Source organism: Winogradskyella sp. MIT101101 (genome assembly GCF_047126865.1).
In the GTDB taxonomy this organism is placed as follows: domain Bacteria; phylum Bacteroidota; class Bacteroidia; order Flavobacteriales; family Flavobacteriaceae; genus Winogradskyella; species Winogradskyella ouciana.
Genome location: NZ_CP138982.1, coordinates 312,400 through 333,469 on the forward strand (window position 1 = coordinate 312,400; position 21,070 = coordinate 333,469).

Genomic DNA, 21,070 nt, shown 5'->3' on the forward strand with positions numbered 1-21,070 from the left:
TTGCAGTCTTCAGTTACACTTAGTAGTAAATTTTAATTTTTTTGACTTATAAATGAAAACAATCGACTGGACAAGAGATGAACTTGTAGCTTACATTTTGTTGTTTGCCGCAAACTCAGATTTTAAGGAAGACAATAAAGAACGTGATGTTATTATATCTAAAGTAGATAGAGAAACATTTCAGGAAATCCATGATGAATTTGATGCAGACAACGATTATCAGGGCATTAAAAAAATCATGGTCAGTCTAGAGCAACATAATTACAGTAAAGATGATATAGATATGCTTTTGGCAGATATCAAAATACTGTTTTTCTCAGATGGTGAATTTAATATTTTAGAGCGCAATATGATGAAATCATTAAAGCGCTTATTTAAAACGGTGTGATGCAACGACTATCGATAGATTCCATTATTTCAAAAATTAAAGCAGAACAAACCTTTAGTGCCGTTTCCGAAGATTATTCATTCACATTAAAAATTGATGAATATGTACCTTATGTGTGTGGTGCTGTACACGATGGCCATCAATTTAGAAAAGAACTTTGGGAGAATTGCCTCCATACCGAATATGAGCGTTGGTACGAGGAGGATCCTGAATCCAAAAACATGGTGATTTCGCATCCTATTCTCATTGCTGGTTGCGATTCGCGTTTTGAATATGATCTCAACCGTGACCCTGAAAATGCAGTTTTTGAAACCGCTTGGGGAAAGCAACTATGGAAACAGCCTTTGCCAGAAGCACAAAAAGAAAAAAGTTTAAAGAAACACGCCAGTTTCTATAAAGTGGTACATGCTCTAATTTCAAAAATAGAAGAGAAATATGGTATTTGTATAGTGTACGATATGCACAGCTATAACTGGAAACGTTGGGATAGGGAAGTGCCTACTTGGAATTTGGGTACATCCAATATTGACAACGAGCGCTTTGGTAACCAGGTAGAAGCTTGGAGACAAGCCCTATCAACTATAGAACTTCCTCATAATATCAAACAAACCGCTAAAATTAACGACACGTTTCAAGGTAATGGCTATTTTTTAAAATATATTACCACAAACTTTAAAAACACCCTAGTTTTGGCTACCGAAATTGCCAAGGTGTATTGTGATGAGTACAATCAGGTTATTTATCCAGAAGTCGTTAGTGCTGTTGAAGAACAGTTAAAATTTCTTTTAAAAGAGCATGCCCTAAATTTTTATAATTCGTATTCTTAATTAATGGAAACCACAAAATTGCATAATATAGATTCCTCAATCATAGAGGATATATGTAACCATATATCAGAAGGAAAACCCGTGAATGCTACTTTGCCAGAAAACGGTCTTCTTCATATAGACAAATTATTACCTTTTATCTGTGTATATAGATACAGTGAATTGGATGTTTACTTCTCCCGAATCATTAAAACACAAGCCTCATATCTAATTGTTAGTGATGATGTGGATATTACCCATTTACTCGAAGCCATTAGAATTATTGTATCAAATAAATTTGAAACGTTCTTGATTTTGGAGTTTTGGCCAGAAAAAGACGATAAAAGTAATACTTTCCATATCTCTTGCCCTAAAGGGAAAGCTCCGGCTACTGTAGCAGCTTTAAAGGAAGGGTTTGAATCCTTACAGGACTTCTACCCAAATATAGATGTAGAAATTGACGACACACACAAAAGGCACCCTAAACACCTAGAGCCTATTTTCGATATAGATGAATCTAAGAAAAAAGGAACCTTGGTAATAGGAGTGACCTTGCCAATCTTGTATAAAAATGCTGAAAGCAACGAACTCTATTCCTTGTTTTTTAGAGAATACTATTCGGTATTTTCTGAAACCGTTAAACGCGCTGTATTTGAATTTATAAGGGTACAGACTACAGACGATTTTGAGCACTTTTTAATGCTTGGCAAAACAAATATTGACGAGGTTACTTTACAATCCGACAGAGAACTAGCTGAAGTAAGTGAAGGCATGTCCTTTTTGTTACGAACAACTCCTGTAAACAGTAATGAAGAATGGAAAAACTTTAAGAAAAACAAGTTTGATAAAATACCTTCATTCAAATACAGATTGATTGCATTAGATCCTGAGTTGCAAAAACGAAAACTTTACAATATTCCAATCGATGAAGTAGATGATCCAACCATAGCCTTTATTCTACGTGGAAAACGACTTGAAATTGAAAAGCAATTAACGATGCTCGAAGAGCGTGGTACAAAGAATTTTAGGTTTGTTGGTGAGAGTTTATATGGAGTTATCAAGAAGAAAGTCTTAGAGCAGGCCAAGCATATTTTAGCGGTCTATCCAAAACGTGAAGAACAGAAGAGTAAAAAGCGCTATAGTTGCTATGAATTTGCCGAGCATGCCCAAAATGAATTGGATTACTATAACGACAAATTCCCAGATCTAGATTTATCCTTAGAAATACGAAATGATGTTGCTGGTATTATGGTGTCTAAAACAAAACTTCTTATAAATGACGAAATAAGTTTTGATGCCAATAGATGTGATGCTTTAATTCAGCATGAAGTAGGTACACATATCTTAACTTACTGTAATGGAAGACGCCAACCGCTTAGGCAAATGTATGAAGGTTTTGAAGGTTATGATCAGTTACAGGAAGGATTAGCCGTAATTGCTGAATATCTGGTTGGAGGATTAACCGTAAACCGTTTACGACTATTGGCAGGCCGTGTGATTGCAGTGGAATCTATGGTTAATGGTGCAAACTTCATCAAAACGTTCAATCTATTGCGTGATAAGTATTCTTTTAGTGAACGTATTTCTTATTATATCTCAATGCGTGTTTATAGAGGAGGCGGTCTTACAAAAGATGCGGTTTACCTTGCAGGACTCATTGATTTAATGGACTATATAAAGAAAGGAGGTGCCTTAGAGCATCTTTATACTGGTAAATTCAACATAACACATATTGACCTTATAGAAGAATTACTATACAGAAAAGTTTTGGTTAAAGCTGAACTGCCAAGATTTTTAGAGCGCAAAAGTGTACAAAAAAGGTTAAAGAAATTGCGAAAAGGTATGGATATTACAGACTTGGTAAATTAACACAACAAAAGCTATGAAACTTGCATTTATAATAAATGACCACACCACCGAAAAACCAAATTATACCACTCCTGGTTTGGGTTATGCCGCATACAAACGCGGTCACGATGTCTATTTTATTGGTGTTGGCGAATTGGCTTATGCCTCTAAAGGGCACTTATCTGTGCGCTGTAAAACCATAAGTGAATCAAAATTCAACTCACAGGAAACCTATTTTAAAGCCGTTCAGAAAGAAAAGTTTACACGCATAAGTTCAGAAGAGTTGGATGTTTTGTTTTTAAGAAACAATCCTGCGGATGAAATTGGTGTACGTGATTGGGCACAGAATGCAGCTTTTATATTTGGTGAAATTGCCATGCGTAATGGTGTGTTGGTACTCAACCATCCATTGAGTTTGGCAGGAGCTGTAAACAAAATGTATTTTCAGCATTTCCCTGAAGTTGTAAGACCAAAAACTATTATATCTAGAGACCACGATGAGATTAAGGAGTTCTTTAAGGAGCAAAAGCAAAAAATGATTCTTAAGCCCCTTCAAGGTTCTGGCGGAACCAATGTGTTTTTGATGGATAAAAAAAATGAGCATAATCTCACACAAACTATAGATGCCATAGCTAGGGACGGTTTTGTAATTGCTCAAGAATATTTAAAGGAAGCGACTGATGGTGATACTCGTGTATTTTTAATGAATGGTGAGCCGTTAGAGGTCAATGGAAAATATGCCATGATGCAACGAGTGAATACTTCAAAAGATATTCGAAGTAATGTCCATGCTGGCGGAAGACCAGAATCTGCGAAGATGACAGATCAAATTAAGGAACTTGCCGAGATTGTAAGACCTAAATTGGTTCAGGATGGAATGTTTCTAGTAGGCTTGGATATTGTGGGTAACAAACTCATGGAGATCAATGTTTTTAGTCCTGGTGGATTGAATATTTCCAATCAAATGTATGATGAAGACTTTTGCACTCCAGTAATAGAGTCCATTGAAAAGAAGGTGTATTACAAAGAAATGTATGACGACTATTTGTTTAACAGTAGATTAGCAACCTTATAAAAAAACCTCAAAGCTAAATGTTTCTGTCTATCATTTTCATTGACACTATTAAGAAGTTAGACTTAATTCTTAATAGAGTCCGACTCATTCCTAACTAACAGAAGCTAGGGTCGAACCAACATCATCTCGCTTTGAGGCTTAAAATTACTAAGCTTAAAACCATTAACTTAAAATAAGCTATATCTAAAGTAGTCTAGATGTAGGCATGAAAAAACCAATACTGAGTGTATTGGCTTTTTTGATAAGTTAAGTCTTTATCCTAATGAGTTAAAGATTAACACGTTTTCCTTTTGGGTATTTTACAGAATAAGAATGCTCAACCTTCTTTATTTCTCCAGATGCTAAATCAATAATCCACTTTAATAATCCTTTTTCTTTATCAAAATCAGATGTGCCAGTTTCAATATCATCAAGTTTTATGGACTTGTTTTGTGTAATAGGAATTCTATCTATAAGTGTTAACTGAATATTGGCTTGCTTATTATTTTTAACTTCAATTTCAAAACCCTTATAAACAACTTTATTATTCCCTATAAATGTGGTCTTCTTAAAGTCTTTTTTCTGAGTGCGCTTTACAACAATATTTGGATCAACTCCTAACGAAATAGTTAAACTGTCTGTTGTGGCACCAGGATTAATATTTGTTTTACCAGAATAGCTGCCTTCAAAATAGACATTAGCCTCTGCTGGTAGCAAGTTGTACTGCTCCCAGTTGCCAACTTTTGCAGTTAAAAACACATTCTCATTTAAAACTGGTGCAGCAAAGTAATTGTATTTTGCAGGTACACTGAATTTATCGATTTCTATAACAGTTACATCACCATCTGATGGAATACTATATGCTTTGTCAATTTCAAAGCGTGTATTGGTTATTCCTGTGTCTATAACAACACCTAACTCATTAGTTCTTCTTTGTGAAGTATTCCCAGTGGTAATAATTATTACACCATTTGCGGCTCTGCTACCATAAATTGCAGTGGCTTGATTGTCTTTTAACACTTCAATTGACTCTATACTATCTGGATTAATTTTACTTGCTGCGCTAGCTTTTACAGGAACACCATCAACTACATATAGGATATTACTTTTACTTTCCAAAGTACTAGCACCTCTTATATTTATTCCTGATGCTGCACCATATAAACCATTTACAATTTCTTCAGATTTTACTACAGATGTTGTACCTGCATAAGCTCTACTGGTAGTTGTACCATAACCAATAACAACGACTTCATCTAAAGTATTATCCGAATCTAATGCCACATTCATAATACTGGAATGTATAGGGAGTTCTTCGGTTTTCATACCTACATAAGAATATTGCAAGGTGTTTCCATTGGTAGTATTTAATGCGTATCTGCCATCAAAATCAGTTTGGGCACCAGTAGTTGTTCCTTTTACTAAAACACTTGCTCCAGGCAATGGCAAACCGTCATCTGCAGAAGTAACTACACCTGAAACTGTTTTCACCAAAGGGTTGTATTTGTAATTGTAGCTTCTTGTGGCACGTTGCGATTGGTAATTACTGTAAGCACTGATAAAGTTTAAGTATTTTGGATTTACTATTGGTTTTTCATTGTTTGTATTAGGATCACTCGTAGATAATACCAGTTTTACATTGGTCCAATCACATCCGGAGTTTTGAAACACATGTGCTTTGTATTCTAAATTTATGGGACTATTGATTTTTTCTGCTTTTAAATCATATATAGGAAACCAGCCAGCATTTTTGATATTATAAGATAATTTTAAATCTAGGTCTAATGGTTTGTCACTGTTTAGTTTTAAGGTTATCTCGCCAGTCTGTACTTTTTCATCAACATTTAACTCTGCTAATTGTTGTCTTATGTCATTTTGCACCTCCTTATATTCTTCAATTACTTTATTCGATTTATGGATTGCCATTTTCAGTTCGGTCGTTCTTGTTCTGTAATATTTAGCAAAAGATTTTAGCTGTTCTATACTTACAACTTCTGTCTCATTACCTAGTCTTTTATTATTTTGAATTAAGCTCATTTCTTCATTAAATCCAGCTATTAAATCAAATTCGTTTTGAATATTATCATCTAGTGACTTAAGTTCTGTTTTTAATGCTTCAATAGAGTCATTTGGCTTTTGTTTAGACAAATAATTAATCCCATAGTTAATGGATAAAATTGAAGCACCTTTGAGACCGGATACTTGAATACTACTTTCTTCTATCTGTGGTGATAATTTGTTAAAAGTAAACTCAGTAGTACCAGGTTTGAGGTTTATTTTGGCGTTTCTATTTATTTCTGCACCATCTAAATACACAATAACATCAGTAATTTTGCTAGATTTTTGAGCATGTAAAAATGTGGCACATAATAGAATGAATAAAAATTGGGATAAGGTTTTCATAATGGTTTTGTATTTGTTTCTCTCAAAACTAGGGCTAAACAAAACTTAATTAAATCTGAAATGAGTGAGTGCACAATTGTATAAAGTGAAAGATATATTTGAATTAGTTAGCAAAGTTTTCTTGAATGCACCTCATAGATATTATCTGCACTTTTAACTTTTTAATCAATTATTATTGGGCTTATATCGAGTTTTTTCCTCTGTGGTTTTATAATGAAATATCTTTATGGTAACAAAAAATGTGCTATTAACTCAATTCGTTATTTTCCCTCAAACCCATAGAATTGAAATTAAATTTTTTGTTTAGATTAAATTAGTTTTAAGTAAGTTGTTAATTTAAAAAAGCCTTTTAGAATGGATGCTAAAAGGCTTTTTTATGAGATGAATTTAGATTTCAGTTCTGGTGTCGGTATCATGCAGTCATCTTTTTTTCCATACCATTTGTAACGATTTTTGGCGATATAATTATAAACCCAATTTCTTATAAAGGGTGGTATAATATAAAATACTACCAATAAATTTAAAGGGAAACCTAAATGCCTGGCTATACCTAATGCCGCAGAAGATTTTTGCTTAATTGAATTGGTCTTTGGATTATAAAGTAAAATGGAATCCGTCTTATTAGTGTCTATATTAAAAGTATCTATTATACATTCACCTATTTCACTTTGCAAAGGTGCAAACAAAAACACATTTTTATCATCCCGCTTTATAACATATTGTACGCTGCTATTACAGAGGTTACATACACCATCAAATAGTATCAGTTGCTTATTTTGAGGTACTTTTTCTATCACAATGCAAAGATAAGCCTAAAGTTACAAAGTATTTAAAAACTGCGTTAAATCGTCTTCTTTGCCTAAAGAAAGTTTGTTCTTTAATCGGTATTTGGATTTTTTAACACTATCTGGCAATACGTTGAGCATTGAAGCAATTTCCTTGGTAGATAAATTCATTCTTATAAATGCGGACAGCCTAATTTCTTTCTCCGTGATATCATTAGAAATGGATTTAATTTTTTCATCAAAATCATTATGTACTTCAGCAAAATAGGATTTAAAAACCTCCCAGTCTTTGTCTTCCGCACTTTCCTTTTTTAGCAACATTACGAGACGTCTAAACTCTACTTTAAACAGTTCTGGAGATGCCTTGATTTTTTCTAGATTCTCTTTTAACTCTTGAATAAACGTATTTTTCTGTACTAAATGAAGTGTTTGTGAGGCTAGTTCTTTCTTTTTGAATTCTATTTCTTGTTTGTAGATTTCTTCTTGTTTTTCGCGAGCAATCCTATTCTTTTTTATACGTTGTCTAAATCCAAAAAATAGTAAGCCAGATATGGCAACAAAGGCAAACATACCACCAGAATAAAGCCCTTTTCGCAGATTACTAATCTCTACTTCTTGACTTAAACTTTTAATTTCCTCTTGCTGTAGCGCAATTTCGGTTTCTTTCTTTTCAGTTTCGTAAATGGTTTTTAACTCTTCTATTTGTTGTGATTTTTTAGAATTAAATAAGCTGTCATTTAGTTTTTGAGATTCTTTTAAGTAATAGACAGCCCTTTCGGCCCTATTGGTTTTTAATAGTATCTCTGATCGGAACTTATAAAGATCTTTTAAATGTGGTAATGCACCTATGGACTTGCTGAGTGCTATGGCTTTATCATTATTATTTAGAGCAGCAGGAAAATTATTGGTATGATAATCGATTTGAGATAATCCACTATAAATATTAACCAAACTTAATTGCAGATTTTCTTTTTCAGATATTTGCTTAGCATTCATCAAGAGCGTTTTTGCCTCTACATAATTTGAGTTGATTATTTCTAACTCAGCTAAATTATGCATGCTATTTGAAAGCGAAAGTTTGTCTTCCACCGTTTTAGCATACTGTATAGCTGTATCAAAGTGTTTTTTTGCTTCTTCATAGTTTTTTAGGTTTTGATAGGAGATCCCTAAAGAATTATGAGCGTAAGCAGCGTACATCTTATCATCAATCCGCTCATAAATTTCTATAGCTTCCTTAAAGTAATCAATTGAAGCTTTGTGATTTTCTAAAGCAGATTCAATATCACCAATCTGTTTTAAAACATCTGCTTTTCTTGATTCGTGATTTATCTCTTCAAAACATTTTAAGGCTTTAAGAGCTTCTGTTAATGCAATTCTATAGCTTCCTTTTTCAATATAGATATTAGCTAACGCACTGTGTTGTGCTCCAATAAATTTGGTTTTAGACTTACCATCTTCCTCATTATCTTGTATGGATTTTAGAGTTTCCTTTGTAAGAGCAATGGCCCCATCTAGTTCACCATTAATTTGTTTTATACTAGATATTGAATGATTTGTAAAGATAATTCCCCTTGTACTTTTTATCTCTTTAAAATATGCTTTCCCCTTATTGTAGTAGTATAAGGCAGAATCATTTTCGCTTCTATTGGAGTGGTAGTTCCCCAAGTGCAAATTGCCAACACCTAGTCCACGTTTGTAGTTTATTTTTTTTGAAATTCTTAGTTCTTCCAGAGCATATTGTTTAGACTCTTCTGGCTTAGAAAACATTAACTTTTCATGAAGCCTAGTTAAAATAGAGACTTTAATGGAATCGTCAGTGATCCTTTTTTTTAATTCAAGTTTTAAACTGTCGATTAATTCTTTGTGCTGGGAAAACCCTAATTGCGTTAATAAAGCGAATATTAAAATGAAAATTGTTCTTTTCATGAGATGGTTATTTAGCTTTAACTAAGGTAGTTATAAAATTTAACTAAAAACTGATTTAATAAACTGCAATAGTGAAAGTAAAAATATTGAATCTAAAAATATTAGATAGAATTTTAGATTTATAACTTGATTTGCGACCAGATATTGAATTAGTAGCTATTTTTTAGCCTCAACCAATTCCAATAAATCTAAGCCAACGTTGGTGGTAAACATACCATAATTAACGTTGGCTTTTCCTTTTTCAATAGAATCGATACTTCCCACAGCTCTGCCATCATGCATGCGTACACGGTCACCAACTTTTAGGATAGGTTTTGGTTTTTCTACTTTAACCTCTTTTTTCTTAGCTGCTTTTTTCTTTTTCCTAATGACTTCAACTTTCTTTTCGGCTTCTTGTTTTATCTGTTTTTCCTTGGCTTTTTCAGCACGTTTTTGTTTTGTGGATAACTTCTTTCGTTTAGAATTTTCAATTTGAACCAATCTGAATAACTCAGCCATCAGCTCTCGCTTTTTCTTGTTATTCTGAAATTTTTCTGCTAAGTCGTTAACCTTTTGACCTAAATAGATTAAGCGTTGATTGCTATCGTATAACTCTTGAAAGCTCTCTAATTTCTTTTGGATCTTAGTATTTGTTTCCTCCAGTTTCTCCGCTTCAGAAAGTTTTTTCTTTTCGTTGGCTTTTAAGGATTGCTCGGTTTTTTCTAATCGACTTCGTTGTTTCTGAAGCTTAGCTATAGTAGCATCAAAACGTACTTTTCCACGCTCTATCTTTTTCTTGGACTTATTTATTAAGCTATAAGGAATGCCGTTTTTTTGAGCGACTTCAAACGTAAAGGAACTACCAGCTTGGCCAGTTGCCAATTTGTACATTGGCTCTAGACTTTTTTCATTAAACAGCATATTGGCATTTTGCATATTGGGTAATTCATTTGCCAAAAGCTTTAGATTAGAGTAGTGTGTAGTGATGATGCCAAAAGCTTTTCTATCGTAAAATACTTCTAAAAAGGTTTCTGCCAAAGCTCCACCAAGTTCCGGATCACTTCCAGTACCAAACTCATCAATTAAGAAAAGGGTCTTTTTGTTTACCTTTTTGAGAAAGTAATTCATCTGTTTTAAGCGATAACTATACGTGCTCAAATGATTTTCTATGGATTGGTTATCTCCTATATCACTAAGCACTCTGTCAAACAAACAAGTTCTACTGCGCTCGTGAACAGGAATCAACATTCCACTTTGTAGCATTACTTGTAACAGTCCAACCGTTTTTAAAGTAATACTTTTTCCACCTGCGTTTGGCCCAGAAATAACGATAATTCTATTGTTTTCACTTAAATCAATGGTTTGAGGAAATGTCTTTTCACCTTTTTCTTTGTTGGTTAAATAGAGTAGAGGATGGTAGGCATCTCGCAGATGGATATTACGCTCGTTTGTAATTTCTGGTAAAATGGCATTAATACGCTTTGCATATTTTGCCTTGGCAGAAATCACATCGACTTTAGTTAAAAAGGACTGATAATCATTTAAAAGTGGAAGAAACTGTCTGATATAATCTGTTAACTCCTTGAGAATTTTAATGACTTCCTCCTTCTCTTCATATTGTAAATTATTGAGTTCTCTGGTATGTTGCAGCGTTGTCTCTGGTTCAATATAAACTATGCTACCCGTTTTACTACCTCCCATTATGGCACCTTTAACTTTTCTACGGTACATTGCTTTAACCGCTAAAACACGTCTATTTTCAACTACAGATTCACGGATATCATCTAGGTAATCAAGCCCGTGATATCTGCTCAAGGCAGAAGAAAAACTGCTGTTTATTTTCCCTTTAAGTTTATTAATATCTTGTCGCAGTACAGCTAATTGTGGAGAGGCATCGTCTTTGATATCTCCAAAACGGTCAACAACATTATCTACCTGTTCTATGATTGTTGTGGTTACTTCTATATGTTGACTGTATTGATGAAGTTTTGGGTAATATTCCTTAAATTTTTCTAGAAACTTAACAATGCTATTTACGGTAAGAGATATGCTTACCAATTTCTGTAAGCTAGGAACTTCTAGGTAGGTGTTTTCAATGCCAAGAAGTTTGAGTTCCTTTGATATGGTCTCAAAGCCGTGATTGGGAATGCGATTATCGTTATCGAAAGAAGACAAGTACTCATTCACGTAGTCCAACTCACGTATAAGCTGAGACTCTGCTTCAACAGGTAGCAAAGCCAAGATAGCCTCTTTTCCTAAAGCTGTAATAGAATGTTCACTAATTTGTTCTAAAACCGTAAAAAACTCAAGATCCTTTAAGGTCTTTTCATGAATTCGTATCATGGACTGTAGTTCGTTTCTAAAGATGCAAATTTAGTTTAAATGTAACGATATGCCTAACGTGTAATTTTAGTATTGTAATCCTTATTTTTGAATAAACTTTTATTGTTTATGAATGTTGATATCCATCAAAGTTGGAAACCCTATTTAAAACCAGAATTTGAAAAACCATACTTTAAAAATTTGGTCGAATTTGTGAAAAATGAATATCGTAACCATACATGTTATCCAAAAGGCTCAGAGATTTTTAATGCATTTAACCATTGTACTTTTGATGATGTTAAGGTTGTCATTATTGGTCAAGATCCATACCATGGAATAGGGCAGGCCAATGGATTATGTTTTTCTGTTAATGATGGTATTCCTCATCCTCCTTCACTGATTAATATCTTTAAAGAAATTGAACAAGATTTGGGTATTGCATATCCAAAAAGTGGTAACCTTATACCTTGGGCAGACCAAGGAGTCTTACTGTTAAATGCTACATTAACCGTTAGAGCACACCAAGCTGGTAGTCATCAAAAAAAAGGTTGGGAGCAATTTACAGATACAGTCATAGAGCTTATTAGCCAAGAAAAGCAAAATGTGGTTTTTCTTCTTTGGGGAGGATTTGCCAAAAAGAAAAAGAAATTAATCAATACGGCGTTACATTCAGTTTTAGAAACAGGTCATCCCTCTCCATTAAGTGCAAATAGAGGCTATTGGTTTGGCAATAAGCATTTTAGTAAAACTAACTCCCTGTTGCAGCGAGTTGGCGAGTCTGTAATTGACTGGAAACTAGAGTAGTGGTAGGCTTTTGAGTTCTTATAACACGTGGCTTTTTGCTCTTCACCTGTTTAGACGTCTTGTTGCAACTAAAAATCAATAATAAAAAGTTAACAGCAACTAAAAATGATAAGATCAGCGTAATGGTTAGAATCATATTAGGCTCATTATATTGTTAATAGCTTCGATTTGGTTAAAACAAATGTAACTAAAAATTTGAAATACTGAAAGTTATGAACAAAAACTGTAAGATTTGACTTTAAAACCTTTAACAAAAATTAACACATTTAAGCGGTATTTACTGGTGTTTTGGCGATTTAAGGTATTTTACAAATATTTTGAAAAAACTTACAAAATTGTTGAAAACTAGCTGCTTTTTTAGCTCAATTCAAGTTTAGAGTTTATGAATCAACTCGGAATATCCGACTTTTTTAGGAATGATATCTAGGTTAAAAAGTTGGTCTTGTACATTGTTTAGGGTCTTTTTGTCAATAAGTTCTTGGGACCATTCTGTGAGCGATAACCATTCTTGCACATCCTCTAATTCTTGCTCGTAGCGATTGGCAATAGTTCTGTCAATACTGGGAATGGATTTAAACTCTAGAGTAGTTTGGTTAATAATGTCTAAAATGGTCTTTAAATGGTCTTCATTGTTTTCAATAAATTCATCCCTGACCGCTATGACAAAACAAGGCCAAGGAGAAGGACATTCTCCAATTCTTCTAAAAATGCCATCATCGACCAACGGTTTTGTGGTAAATTTTTCCCACATAAAATAATCAGCATCACCATTGGTAAGACCTTCAACTGCACCATCTAGGTTTTTAATAACTTCAAAATTAAGATCTTTGTCTAAATTCCAGTCATTATTTTTGGCATTGATATAGGCCATTAAGTGCGATCCTGATCCGTAACGGCTAATTGCAGCTTTTGTACCTCTAATGTCTTCAGTGGTTTTGAACTTTGAATGTTCTGCTACATGAATACCCCAAATCAAAGGGGTTTCTACAAAGGTTTGCACGATTTTAGAAGGATTCCCGGAAATGATATCTTTTATGATACCTTCTGTTAGGATAACGGCAATATCAATATCACCATTGCGTAAACCTTTGCACATATCGCCCGTACCACCATAATAGTCGTGCCATCTTAGATTAATGTCCTCGGCTTTGTATTCGCCGTTTTTTAAAGTGAGGTACCATGCTAAATTAAAATGCTCTGGTACGCCTCCTATATTTACTTTTTTCATCTTGACAATTAATCCTTTCTAATAGAAAGTAAGTGTGTTTTATATATTAACAATCCGTTCCAAAGCATATAAAATCAGCTTTTCAACCGTTTTCTTTGGGTCTTTACTAAAATCTCCTGTGGCTCTATTGGCAATTATGGCATTAAGCGATAACGCTTCATGACCCAATAATTTTGAAAGCCCATAGATTACAGAGGTTTCCATTTCAAAATTTGTGATTCTAAAATCCCTGTAACTGAAATTATCGAGTTTTGAGTTTAAACCAGGATCGTGCAATGGCAATCGCAGTACACGTCCTTGTGGTCCATAAAAGCCACCAGCAGTACCTGTCATACCTTTAAAGATAACATCGCTTGCAAAGTACTTTTCGAGATATTTGCTGTTGTTGATAATGATTGGTCTGGCTTTGTTTTTATCCCAACCTGTATGTGCAATAAAAGCATCTTCAATTTCAGGATTGCTAATGCCATCAATTTGGTAAAAATGCAACATGCCATTAACATCCAAAGCATGTGTACTGATTAAAAAGGCATCCACAGGAATATCTGCTTGCAAGGAACCAGAGGTGCCAATTCTAATAATATTTAGGCTAGAGAGTTCAGTCTTTGGTTGGCGTGTATTTAAATCAATATTAACCAGAGCATCTAGTTCATTTAAAACTATATCGATGTTGTCTGGCCCAATACCAGTAGAAATAACGGTAATCCTACGATCTTTATAATATCCCGTTTGTGTTTTGAATTCGCGCTTTTGGGTGCTGAACTCAATACTGTCAAAGTGCTTGGTAATCTTCTCTACACGATCCTGGTCACCGACAAAAATGATGGTATCAGAAATATCTTCTGGTTTAAGATTTAAATGATAGACACTGCCATCTGGATTTAAAATTAATTCTGAGTCTTTAATTGGCATGCAATATGGTTTTAACTAGCTTATTTTGATCTACATTGAATTGAAATTCTAAACGCTTTACACCTCCGTAGGTCATGTTGTTATTCATTTCTGAAGCAAAATTATAACGCCTCAGTAAAGCTTCATGACCTTTTCGATTGAGTTTAATACTGGTTTCTGTTTCGTCAAAAAATATAGAAAGTTTATCAATCATTCTTTTGTGTTGTAAATCACCAAACCCATAGTAGCCTTGGTAATTTAAACTGTAGCCCAATAAATGGTGTCTGGATTTTATATCATTATCCCTTACAAGTCTAAGAATATTGTCTTCTAATACACTGAGTCCACTTTTTTGGTGTGGAAAACGTTTTAAATGCGCCTTTAAGCAATTGGTCATGTACTTAAAGTTAGAGTTGGTAACTATATAGGGTTTTAAAATATTATGATCTGTGCCGCAATAGGTTCTCCAGAGGGCTTTAGCCAAATCAATATCTTCTTGGGTGAGCAATACCTTATTATCGTAATGTTCTTTTATCTGATCTGCATCTAACTCGCTTAGACCTTTTAGGTTTTTTTCACCATCCACACGTCCGCTACAAACAAGGTAAAGCGGTTTTTTTATTTCTTTTTGATGCAGAAGGTTAATGACTCCAATCATATTAATATGGCAAAATAAATCATATTCAAACCATAGATTAATTTCTGAGTAGTCATCAATATTATCTAGTTTAGACAACTCTTTTTTAAGCTCGTTTGTATCAACTTCAATATCATAGAACTCTTTAAGGAATTTTGATCTTAAGTCAAAAAATTCTTCCGAATCGATAGCGGGAATCGTAGGTCCTTCACATAACATTTCTTGCCACGTTAAAATATCATCGGTAAAATCTAATTCCCTTAAATAGTCTGTGAGCGTATTGCCATTTGTGATATGAAGTACTTTTTTAGACATATATCAACCACCAACACGTTTAACCTTAAACCCTTTATCTTTTAGAATATCCATGATTTTATCTCTATAATCACCCTGAATAATAATCTTATCATCTTTAAAACTACCGCCAACACTAAGCTTGGTCTTTAATTCTTTTGCAAGTTTTTTAAAATCGTCTGTAGCACCAGTGTATCCTTCTAATATAGTGATTGGTTTACCTTTTCGCTTTTCATATTTGCAGATAATAGGCTCATCCTGTAACCAAATATCACTCTTAGCATCTTCTTCTTTTGAGGGTTCCGGTACATGGTCTGGAAATAAATTCTTTAACTGGTCTTGTAGATCCATTCTGTTATAGTGTCGAGTTACTAAGTGTAAAGTGTAAAGTCAAAAAAATCCTATGGACTATTTTACTTTACACTATATACTGCTTACTTCTTTATCAGTCCAAGCTCAACCAAACGTTGATTTAAGAATTCGCCAGCCGTGATATCTTCAAATTGTTTAGGATTGTCTTCATCGATGCAACTATCTAAAACATCCAATTTCATTTCGCTTATTGGATGCATAAAGAAAGGAATGGAGTATCTCGAAGTTCCCCAAAGCTCTCTAGGTGGGTTAACCACTCTGTGTATTGTAGATTTTAACTTATTGTTAGTGTGCCTAGATAGCATATCTCCAACATTGATCATTAATTCATCAGGCTCTGCGATAGCATCTAACCATTCACCATCATGACGTTGTACTTGCAGTCCGCGTCCTTGGGCACCCATTAAAAGGGTAATTAAATTAATGTCTCCATGCGCAGCAGCTCTTACCGCATTTTTAGGTTCTTGTGTAATTGGCGGATAATGAATTGGTCTTAGGATAGAGTTGCCGTTATGGATATAGTTATCAAAATAAGTTTCCTCTAAATCTAAATGTAGGGCCAATGCACGCAACACATATTTTGCAGTTTTCTCAAGCATCTGGTAAGCTTCCTTACCTACTTTATTAAATTCTGGAAGTTCTTTTACTTCAACATTTTCCGGATATTCTTTTCTGCGTTCTTCGTCATCTTCTACATATTGTCCAAAATGCCAGAATTCCTTTAAGTCACCTTCCTTTTTACCCTTAGCACTTTCCTTACCAAACGACACATAGCCACGTTGACCACCAATGCCTGGTATTTCATAGCTTTCTTTTACCTCTAATGGCAAGTCGAAAAAGTTCTTAACTTCTCCATATAATCTATCCACCAATTCGTCATCCAAAAAATGACCTTTTAATGCTACAAAGCCAATATCTTGATAGGCTTTGCCAATTTCATCTATAAATTTTTGTTTTCTATTTGGGTCTTCAGACAAGAAGTCTTTTAAATCTACGCTAGGTATTCTGTCCATTGCTATGTGGTTTTAATTTTCGTCAATATACAAAGGTAAGGAAAATAGTACCAAAAAATCAGAAATGAAATATTCAGAAATTAAATACTAATACAGCAATTTTGACGCATTTTATTTACATTTGATGCAATACTTGAACTAACAATTATGCCCACAATAACCAAAAGCAATATAGACTACGATAAACGTAATTTGAGCGATAAAGCACTCTTGAAGCTTTATTACAATATGCTTAAACCTCGATTAATAGAGGAAAAAATGTTGATCCTATTGCGTCAGGGGAAAATTTCCAAATGGTTTTCGGGTATTGGGCAAGAGGCGATTTCTGTAGGTGTAACCATGGCTTTAAAACCCAGCGAGTACATTTTACCGATGCACAGAAATCTTGGTGTTTTTACAACACGTGAGATTCCGTTGCATCGTTTGTTTTGCCAGTGGCAAGGCAAGGCGAGTGGCTTTACCAAGGGGAGGGATCGATCGTTCCATTTTGGGACGCAAGACTATAATATCGTTGGAATGATTTCGCATTTAGGTCCTCAACTTGGTGTTGCAGATGGCATAGCTTTAGCAAATCTTTTAAAGAAAAATGGACAAGTAACAGCTGTATTTACTGGAGAAGGAGGTACAAGTGAAGGGGATTTTCATGAAGCGTTGAACGTAGCATCAGTCTGGCAATTACCAGTCATTTTCTGCATTGAGAACAATGGTTATGGACTTTCTACACCAACAAACGAACAATACCACTGTAAGCATTTAGCCGATAGAGGTAAAGGATATGGTATGGATTCTTTCATTCTGGATGGCAATAATATTATTGAAACCTATTCTAAGGTTAAAAAATTAGCAGAAAGCATAAGAAAACGACCAAGACCAATCTTAATTGAATTTAAAACTTTTAGGCGTCGTGGACATGAAGAGGCGAGTGGTACAAAGTATGTTCCACAAGAATTGATGAGCGAATGGGAAGCTAAAGATCCTATTGAAAATTTCAGAAGCTATCTATTCAGTAAAAAGATTTTGTCTGCTGAGATCGAAGACCAATATACTTCAGAAATTAAAGTAGAAATAGATGCTGCCTTAGACTCTGCTTATGCTGAAGAGAACATTATTCCGAATGAAACCATTGAATTAAATGACGTATATAAAAAATTTGAATATCAAGATATTAAACCTAATTCAAATGTAAAGGAATTACGTTTAATTGATGCTATTTCCGAAGGGTTGAGGCAATCCATGGAAAAGCATAAAGACTTGGTCATTATGGGACAGGACATTGCCGAATATGGTGGTGTTTTTAAGATTACTGAAGGCTTTGTTGAACAGTTTGGAAAAGACCGTGTTCGCAATACTCCCATTTGCGAATCTGCCATTGTAGAAGTCGGTATGGGATTATCCATTGCTGGAATAAAATCAGTTGTTGAAATGCAATTTTCGGATTTTGTAACCTCTGGATTTAACCCAATTGTGAATTATTTGGCAAAATCACATTATAGATGGGAACAAAATGCGGATGTTGTTGTACGAATGCCATGTGGAGCAGGAGTAGCAGCAGGACCGTTTCATTCACAAACCAACGAAGCTTGGTTTACCAAAACGCCAGGTTTAAAAGTGGTATATCCAGCATTTCCTTATGATGCCAAAGGGTTGTTGGCTACGGCTATAAATGATCCAAATCCTGTGTTATTCTTTGAGCACAAGGCTTTATACAGAAGTATAAGGCAAGATGTACCAACGGATTACTTCACTTTGCCATTTGGACAAGCAGCATTATTAACGGAAGGAGAATCCGTTTCTATTATAACTTATGGCGCTAGTGTACATTGGGCTTTAGAAGTTTTAGAAAATAATTCTGATATCTCTGCGGATTTAATCGATTTAAGAACATTACAACCTTTGGATAAGGAAGCTATAATAAATTCCGTAAAAAAGACAGGCAAAGCCATTATACTGCAAGAAGACTCCTTATTTGGCGGTATTGCCAGTGATATTTCTGCCATGCTTATGGAAGAGTGTTTTGAACACCTAGATGCACCTGTAAAACGTGTAGCGAGTATGGAAACGCCAATTCCTTTTATTGGGCAGTTGGAGGATCAGTACTTAGCAAAGGGCAAGTTTGAAAGTGCTTTAAGGGATTTATTGAGTTATTAGAAATTCACCATATACATCTGTTAACAAGTAAGTTAACTGAAAAAATGTCAGTTTTTATGAAATTTTTTCAGTCTTTTTTGAATGGCATTTATTTTGCATTTAATAGAGTGAAATAAATGTTTAATTTAAAATTTTAAAACTTATGAGTAATTTAGTTAAAACTTCTAACAACGGTAGTGACTCAAATACAAGTTTAGGTTTTAGATCGTTACCGAGTTTATCATCTTGGATGGATGATATTTTCAACAAAAGTTTTGGGAACGAATTTGTTTCAAATTTTAATACTGGTATTACATTACCAGCGGTTAATGTATTAGATAATGATGACGAATATATTGTGGAAATGGCTGTTCCAGGCTTAAAAAAGTCTGATTTTGATGTCAACATAGACAACCAATTATTATCCATTTCTGCTGAGTCAAATACAGAAAAAGAGGATACCAATGAAAACTACACGAGACGTGAATTTGGTTACTCATCATTTAAGCGTACATTCTCATTGCCTGAAACTGTTGAAACAGATAAGATTGAAGCCAAATACGAAGAAGGTATTTTAAAGGTAATGTTACCAAAACGAGAAGAAGCCAAAAAGAAACCTTTAAAACAAATAAAGATTTCTTAATTTTTGAGATTACTGTTAATAAAATAAGCCAGCAAACGCTGGCTTTTGTTTTTTAAAGTACTGAAATAAGTTATTCTATTGCTTGAATTTTTTTAGCCACAGCCTCACACTCATTCAAAACACGTAATAGATTACCACTCCACAATTGTTCTATTTGGTCTTCTGTATAACCACGTTTTACCAGTTCTAAAGTTACATTAAAGGTTTCTGAAGCATCGCTCCAACCTTCAATGCCACCACCACCATCAAAATCACTACTGATACCTACATGGTCAATCCCGATTTTCTCTACTAAATAATCAATGTGATCTACAAAATCTCCAACATCAACTGCAGGAGGTAAGTCAGGCATGGATTTAGCTTTCTCTCTTACAATACTTCTCATGGTTACATAATTATTGTAGTAAGCCTCTCGCTCAGCTTCAGGTAATTTTCTTGCTTCGCTACGTTCTATCATTGGTGTGCCTAAAGAATCCATTACTTTCGCTTCAACTGCTTTTAAGGCTTCATTACGCGTTTCATACTTTTCGGTATTGAGGTAAGATTTAAAAGCTACTGTTTGTACAACTCCACCATTTTCTTTTAACCAGCCCAATTGCTCATCATCCAAGTTTCTGCTGTGATTGCACAATGCTCTCGCGGAAGAGTGGGAGGCAATTATTGGAGCTTTACTTATTTCCACCATTTGTCGCATCGCCTCTTTTGAAGGATGCGATACATCTATCATCATACCCAAACGATTCATTTCTGCCACGACTCTTTTTCCCATATCGCTTAGCCCGTTGTGCAACCATTCATCATCCTTTTCACCAGTGTTGCTGTCACAAAGTTGGCTATGACCATTATGGGACAAGGACATATAACGTGCACCAAGATTATAGAATTTTTCAACGTTATTAATGTCTAAACCAACAGGGTAGCCGTTTTCAATACCAATCATGACTACTTTTTTACCTTTGGCATTAATACGCCTAACATCATCAGAAGTCAAGGCCAATTCAATTTCATTGGGCGCAATCTCATCAACGAGTTTGTGAATCGCATTAAATTTAGACATGGCGTTATTATAAGCTTTTTCAAAACCAGCTTTGGTAAGAGAATTTTGACCAGTATAAACAATAAACCAAGCGACATCCAATCCACCTTCTTTCATCTTTGGGAGATTTACCTGATTATCTAATCGTTGGGAATAGTTTAAGGAATCAGTGAAGTTTTTTACGTTGATATCGCAGTGTGTATCTAGTGTTATCACACGTTCATGTATCTCTTTAGCATTGGCAATGAGTTGCTCTTTTTCTGAGACTTCAGACTTGCAGTTGGTAAAGCAAATTGATAGTAAAAAAATAAAAGGGAGTAGTTTGGTTTTCATGTGAGTTAGTTTTCAATAAAAATAGCCAAAAACAAAGAAACCAACACATTTACTGTATTGGTTTCTTTATTTAAACTCAATTGGGCGATTAATCCAATTCATAATTTAATGGTTTCTAAGTCATCATCTAAACTGTTAGATGTATTGACAATTTTAGATAAACTTCTCATAATTGATTTGA

17 protein-coding genes are annotated in these 21,070 nt (G+C 34.3%); 7 read left to right on the forward strand and 10 right to left on the reverse strand.

All coding sequences use genetic code 11. The annotated features are described in order from the left end of the window. Positions 1-52 precede the first annotated feature (52 nt). Genes SIB89_RS01470 through SIB89_RS01485 form a run of 4 tightly spaced genes read left to right on the forward strand, consistent with a single transcriptional unit; the run spans position 53 to position 4,117 of the window. Positions 53-388 carry a hypothetical protein gene (locus tag SIB89_RS01470; RefSeq protein WP_273292479.1) on the forward strand — a complete coding sequence of 112 codons (336 nt, stop codon included), beginning with the start codon at positions 53-55 and terminating at the stop codon, positions 386-388. Further along, complete coding sequence (locus SIB89_RS01475; protein ID WP_412560866.1) at positions 388-1,215, forward strand: N-formylglutamate amidohydrolase; 828 nt, start codon at positions 388-390, stop codon at positions 1,213-1,215. The genes SIB89_RS01470 and SIB89_RS01475 overlap by 1 nt, the downstream gene beginning before the upstream one ends. Positions 1,216-1,218: 3 nt before the next feature. Continuing rightward, a complete protein-coding gene (locus SIB89_RS01480; protein WP_412560867.1) occupies positions 1,219-3,063 on the forward strand; it encodes a flavohemoglobin expression-modulating QEGLA motif protein in 1,845 nt (614 codons plus the stop codon). A gap of 13 nt (positions 3,064-3,076) precedes the next feature. Beyond that, positions 3,077-4,117: a glutathione synthetase gene (locus tag SIB89_RS01485; RefSeq protein ID WP_412560868.1), complete on the forward strand. Its 1,041-nt coding sequence runs from the start codon at positions 3,077-3,079 to the stop codon at positions 4,115-4,117. Between the two features lie 267 nt (positions 4,118-4,384). On the opposite strand, the gene SIB89_RS01490 is transcribed toward SIB89_RS01485, so the two are convergent. The 4 genes from SIB89_RS01490 to SIB89_RS01505 all read right to left on the reverse strand — a co-directional run bounded on the left by SIB89_RS01490 (position 4,385) and on the right by SIB89_RS01505 (position 11,532). Beyond that, the gene (locus SIB89_RS01490) at positions 4,385-6,499 is read right to left on the reverse strand and encodes a mucoidy inhibitor MuiA family protein (protein ID WP_412560869.1); all 2,115 of its coding nucleotides are present in this window, start codon (positions 6,497-6,499) and stop codon (positions 4,385-4,387) included. Between the two features lie 374 nt (positions 6,500-6,873). After that, on the reverse strand, positions 6,874-7,296 hold the full coding sequence (locus SIB89_RS01495; protein WP_412560870.1) for a thiol-disulfide oxidoreductase DCC family protein: 423 nt from the start codon (positions 7,294-7,296) through the stop codon (positions 6,874-6,876). Between the two features lie 21 nt (positions 7,297-7,317). After that, positions 7,318-9,210 (reverse strand): tetratricopeptide repeat protein, encoded by a 1,893-nt coding sequence (locus tag SIB89_RS01500; RefSeq protein WP_412560871.1) that lies wholly within the window; start codon positions 9,208-9,210, stop codon positions 7,318-7,320. Positions 9,211-9,366: 156 nt separating this feature from the next. Next, the gene (locus SIB89_RS01505) at positions 9,367-11,532 is read right to left on the reverse strand and encodes an endonuclease MutS2 (protein WP_412560872.1); all 2,166 of its coding nucleotides are present in this window, start codon (positions 11,530-11,532) and stop codon (positions 9,367-9,369) included. A 108-nt stretch (positions 11,533-11,640) separates the two neighbouring features. Here SIB89_RS01505 and SIB89_RS01510 point away from each other — a divergent pair, with 108 nt between their 5' ends. Beyond that, entirely contained in the window at positions 11,641-12,315 is a 675-nt protein-coding gene (locus SIB89_RS01510; protein WP_412560873.1) for a uracil-DNA glycosylase, read from the forward strand. A 373-nt stretch (positions 12,316-12,688) separates the two neighbouring features. Here SIB89_RS01510 and SIB89_RS01515 read toward each other — a convergent pair whose 3' ends face one another. The 5 genes from SIB89_RS01515 to SIB89_RS01535 all read right to left on the reverse strand — a co-directional run bounded on the left by SIB89_RS01515 (position 12,689) and on the right by SIB89_RS01535 (position 16,750). Next, positions 12,689-13,543: a substrate-binding domain-containing protein gene (locus tag SIB89_RS01515; RefSeq protein ID WP_412560874.1), complete on the reverse strand. Its 855-nt coding sequence runs from the start codon at positions 13,541-13,543 to the stop codon at positions 12,689-12,691. A gap of 39 nt (positions 13,544-13,582) precedes the next feature. Continuing rightward, positions 13,583-14,455 (reverse strand): nucleoside phosphorylase, encoded by an 873-nt coding sequence (locus SIB89_RS01520; protein ID WP_412560875.1) that lies wholly within the window; start codon positions 14,453-14,455, stop codon positions 13,583-13,585. Then, complete coding sequence (locus SIB89_RS01525) at positions 14,445-15,386, reverse strand: DUF1835 domain-containing protein (protein ID WP_412560876.1); 942 nt, start codon at positions 15,384-15,386, stop codon at positions 14,445-14,447. The genes SIB89_RS01520 and SIB89_RS01525 overlap by 11 nt, the downstream gene beginning before the upstream one ends. Positions 15,387-15,389: 3 nt before the next feature. Further along, complete coding sequence (locus SIB89_RS01530) at positions 15,390-15,716, reverse strand: translation initiation factor (protein ID WP_155087545.1); 327 nt, start codon at positions 15,714-15,716, stop codon at positions 15,390-15,392. An 83-nt stretch (positions 15,717-15,799) separates the two neighbouring features. Further along, a complete protein-coding gene (locus SIB89_RS01535; RefSeq protein WP_155087544.1) occupies positions 15,800-16,750 on the reverse strand; it encodes an isopenicillin N synthase family dioxygenase in 951 nt (316 codons plus the stop codon). A 147-nt stretch (positions 16,751-16,897) separates the two neighbouring features. On the opposite strand from SIB89_RS01535, the gene SIB89_RS01540 reads away from it, so the two are divergent. Next, a complete protein-coding gene (locus SIB89_RS01540; protein ID WP_412560877.1) occupies positions 16,898-18,898 on the forward strand; it encodes a thiamine pyrophosphate-dependent enzyme in 2,001 nt (666 codons plus the stop codon). Between the two features lie 142 nt (positions 18,899-19,040). Further along, positions 19,041-19,520, forward strand: coding sequence for an Hsp20/alpha crystallin family protein (locus SIB89_RS01545; protein ID WP_412560878.1), 480 nt, complete (start codon positions 19,041-19,043; stop codon positions 19,518-19,520). 70 nt (positions 19,521-19,590) lie between these two features. On the opposite strand, the gene SIB89_RS01550 is transcribed toward SIB89_RS01545, so the two are convergent. Beyond that, the gene (locus SIB89_RS01550; protein WP_412560879.1) at positions 19,591-20,889 is read right to left on the reverse strand and encodes a dipeptidase; all 1,299 of its coding nucleotides are present in this window, start codon (positions 20,887-20,889) and stop codon (positions 19,591-19,593) included. Between the last annotated feature and the right edge of the window lie 181 nt (positions 20,890-21,070).

What these genes read in the sequence shown, in the direction of transcription:
- SIB89_RS01470 (WP_273292479.1), top strand. Translation starts at nt 53, where the DNA reads ATGAAAACAATCGACTGGACAAGAGATGAACTTGTAGCTTACATTTTG.
- SIB89_RS01475 (WP_412560866.1), top strand. Translation starts at nt 388, where the DNA reads ATGCAACGACTATCGATAGATTCCATTATTTCAAAAATTAAAGCAGAA.
- SIB89_RS01480 (WP_412560867.1), top strand. Translation starts at nt 1,219, where the DNA reads ATGGAAACCACAAAATTGCATAATATAGATTCCTCAATCATAGAGGAT.
- SIB89_RS01485 (WP_412560868.1), top strand. Translation starts at nt 3,077, where the DNA reads ATGAAACTTGCATTTATAATAAATGACCACACCACCGAAAAACCAAAT.
- SIB89_RS01490 (WP_412560869.1), bottom strand. Translation starts at nt 6,499, where the DNA reads ATGAAAACCTTATCCCAATTTTTATTCATTCTATTATGTGCCACATTT.
- SIB89_RS01500 (WP_412560871.1), bottom strand. Translation starts at nt 9,210, where the DNA reads ATGAAAAGAACAATTTTCATTTTAATATTCGCTTTATTAACGCAATTA.
- SIB89_RS01505 (WP_412560872.1), bottom strand. Translation starts at nt 11,532, where the DNA reads ATGATACGAATTCATGAAAAGACCTTAAAGGATCTTGAGTTTTTTACG.
- SIB89_RS01510 (WP_412560873.1), top strand. Translation starts at nt 11,641, where the DNA reads ATGAATGTTGATATCCATCAAAGTTGGAAACCCTATTTAAAACCAGAA.
- SIB89_RS01515 (WP_412560874.1), bottom strand. Translation starts at nt 13,543, where the DNA reads ATGAAAAAAGTAAATATAGGAGGCGTACCAGAGCATTTTAATTTAGCA.
- SIB89_RS01520 (WP_412560875.1), bottom strand. Translation starts at nt 14,455, where the DNA reads ATGCCAATTAAAGACTCAGAATTAATTTTAAATCCAGATGGCAGTGTC.
- SIB89_RS01525 (WP_412560876.1), bottom strand. Translation starts at nt 15,386, where the DNA reads ATGTCTAAAAAAGTACTTCATATCACAAATGGCAATACGCTCACAGAC.
- SIB89_RS01530 (WP_155087545.1), bottom strand. Translation starts at nt 15,716, where the DNA reads ATGGATCTACAAGACCAGTTAAAGAATTTATTTCCAGACCATGTACCG.
- SIB89_RS01535 (WP_155087544.1), bottom strand. Translation starts at nt 16,750, where the DNA reads ATGGACAGAATACCTAGCGTAGATTTAAAAGACTTCTTGTCTGAAGAC.
- SIB89_RS01540 (WP_412560877.1), top strand. Translation starts at nt 16,898, where the DNA reads ATGCCCACAATAACCAAAAGCAATATAGACTACGATAAACGTAATTTG.
- SIB89_RS01545 (WP_412560878.1), top strand. Translation starts at nt 19,041, where the DNA reads ATGAGTAATTTAGTTAAAACTTCTAACAACGGTAGTGACTCAAATACA.
- SIB89_RS01550 (WP_412560879.1), bottom strand. Translation starts at nt 20,889, where the DNA reads ATGAAAACCAAACTACTCCCTTTTATTTTTTTACTATCAATTTGCTTT.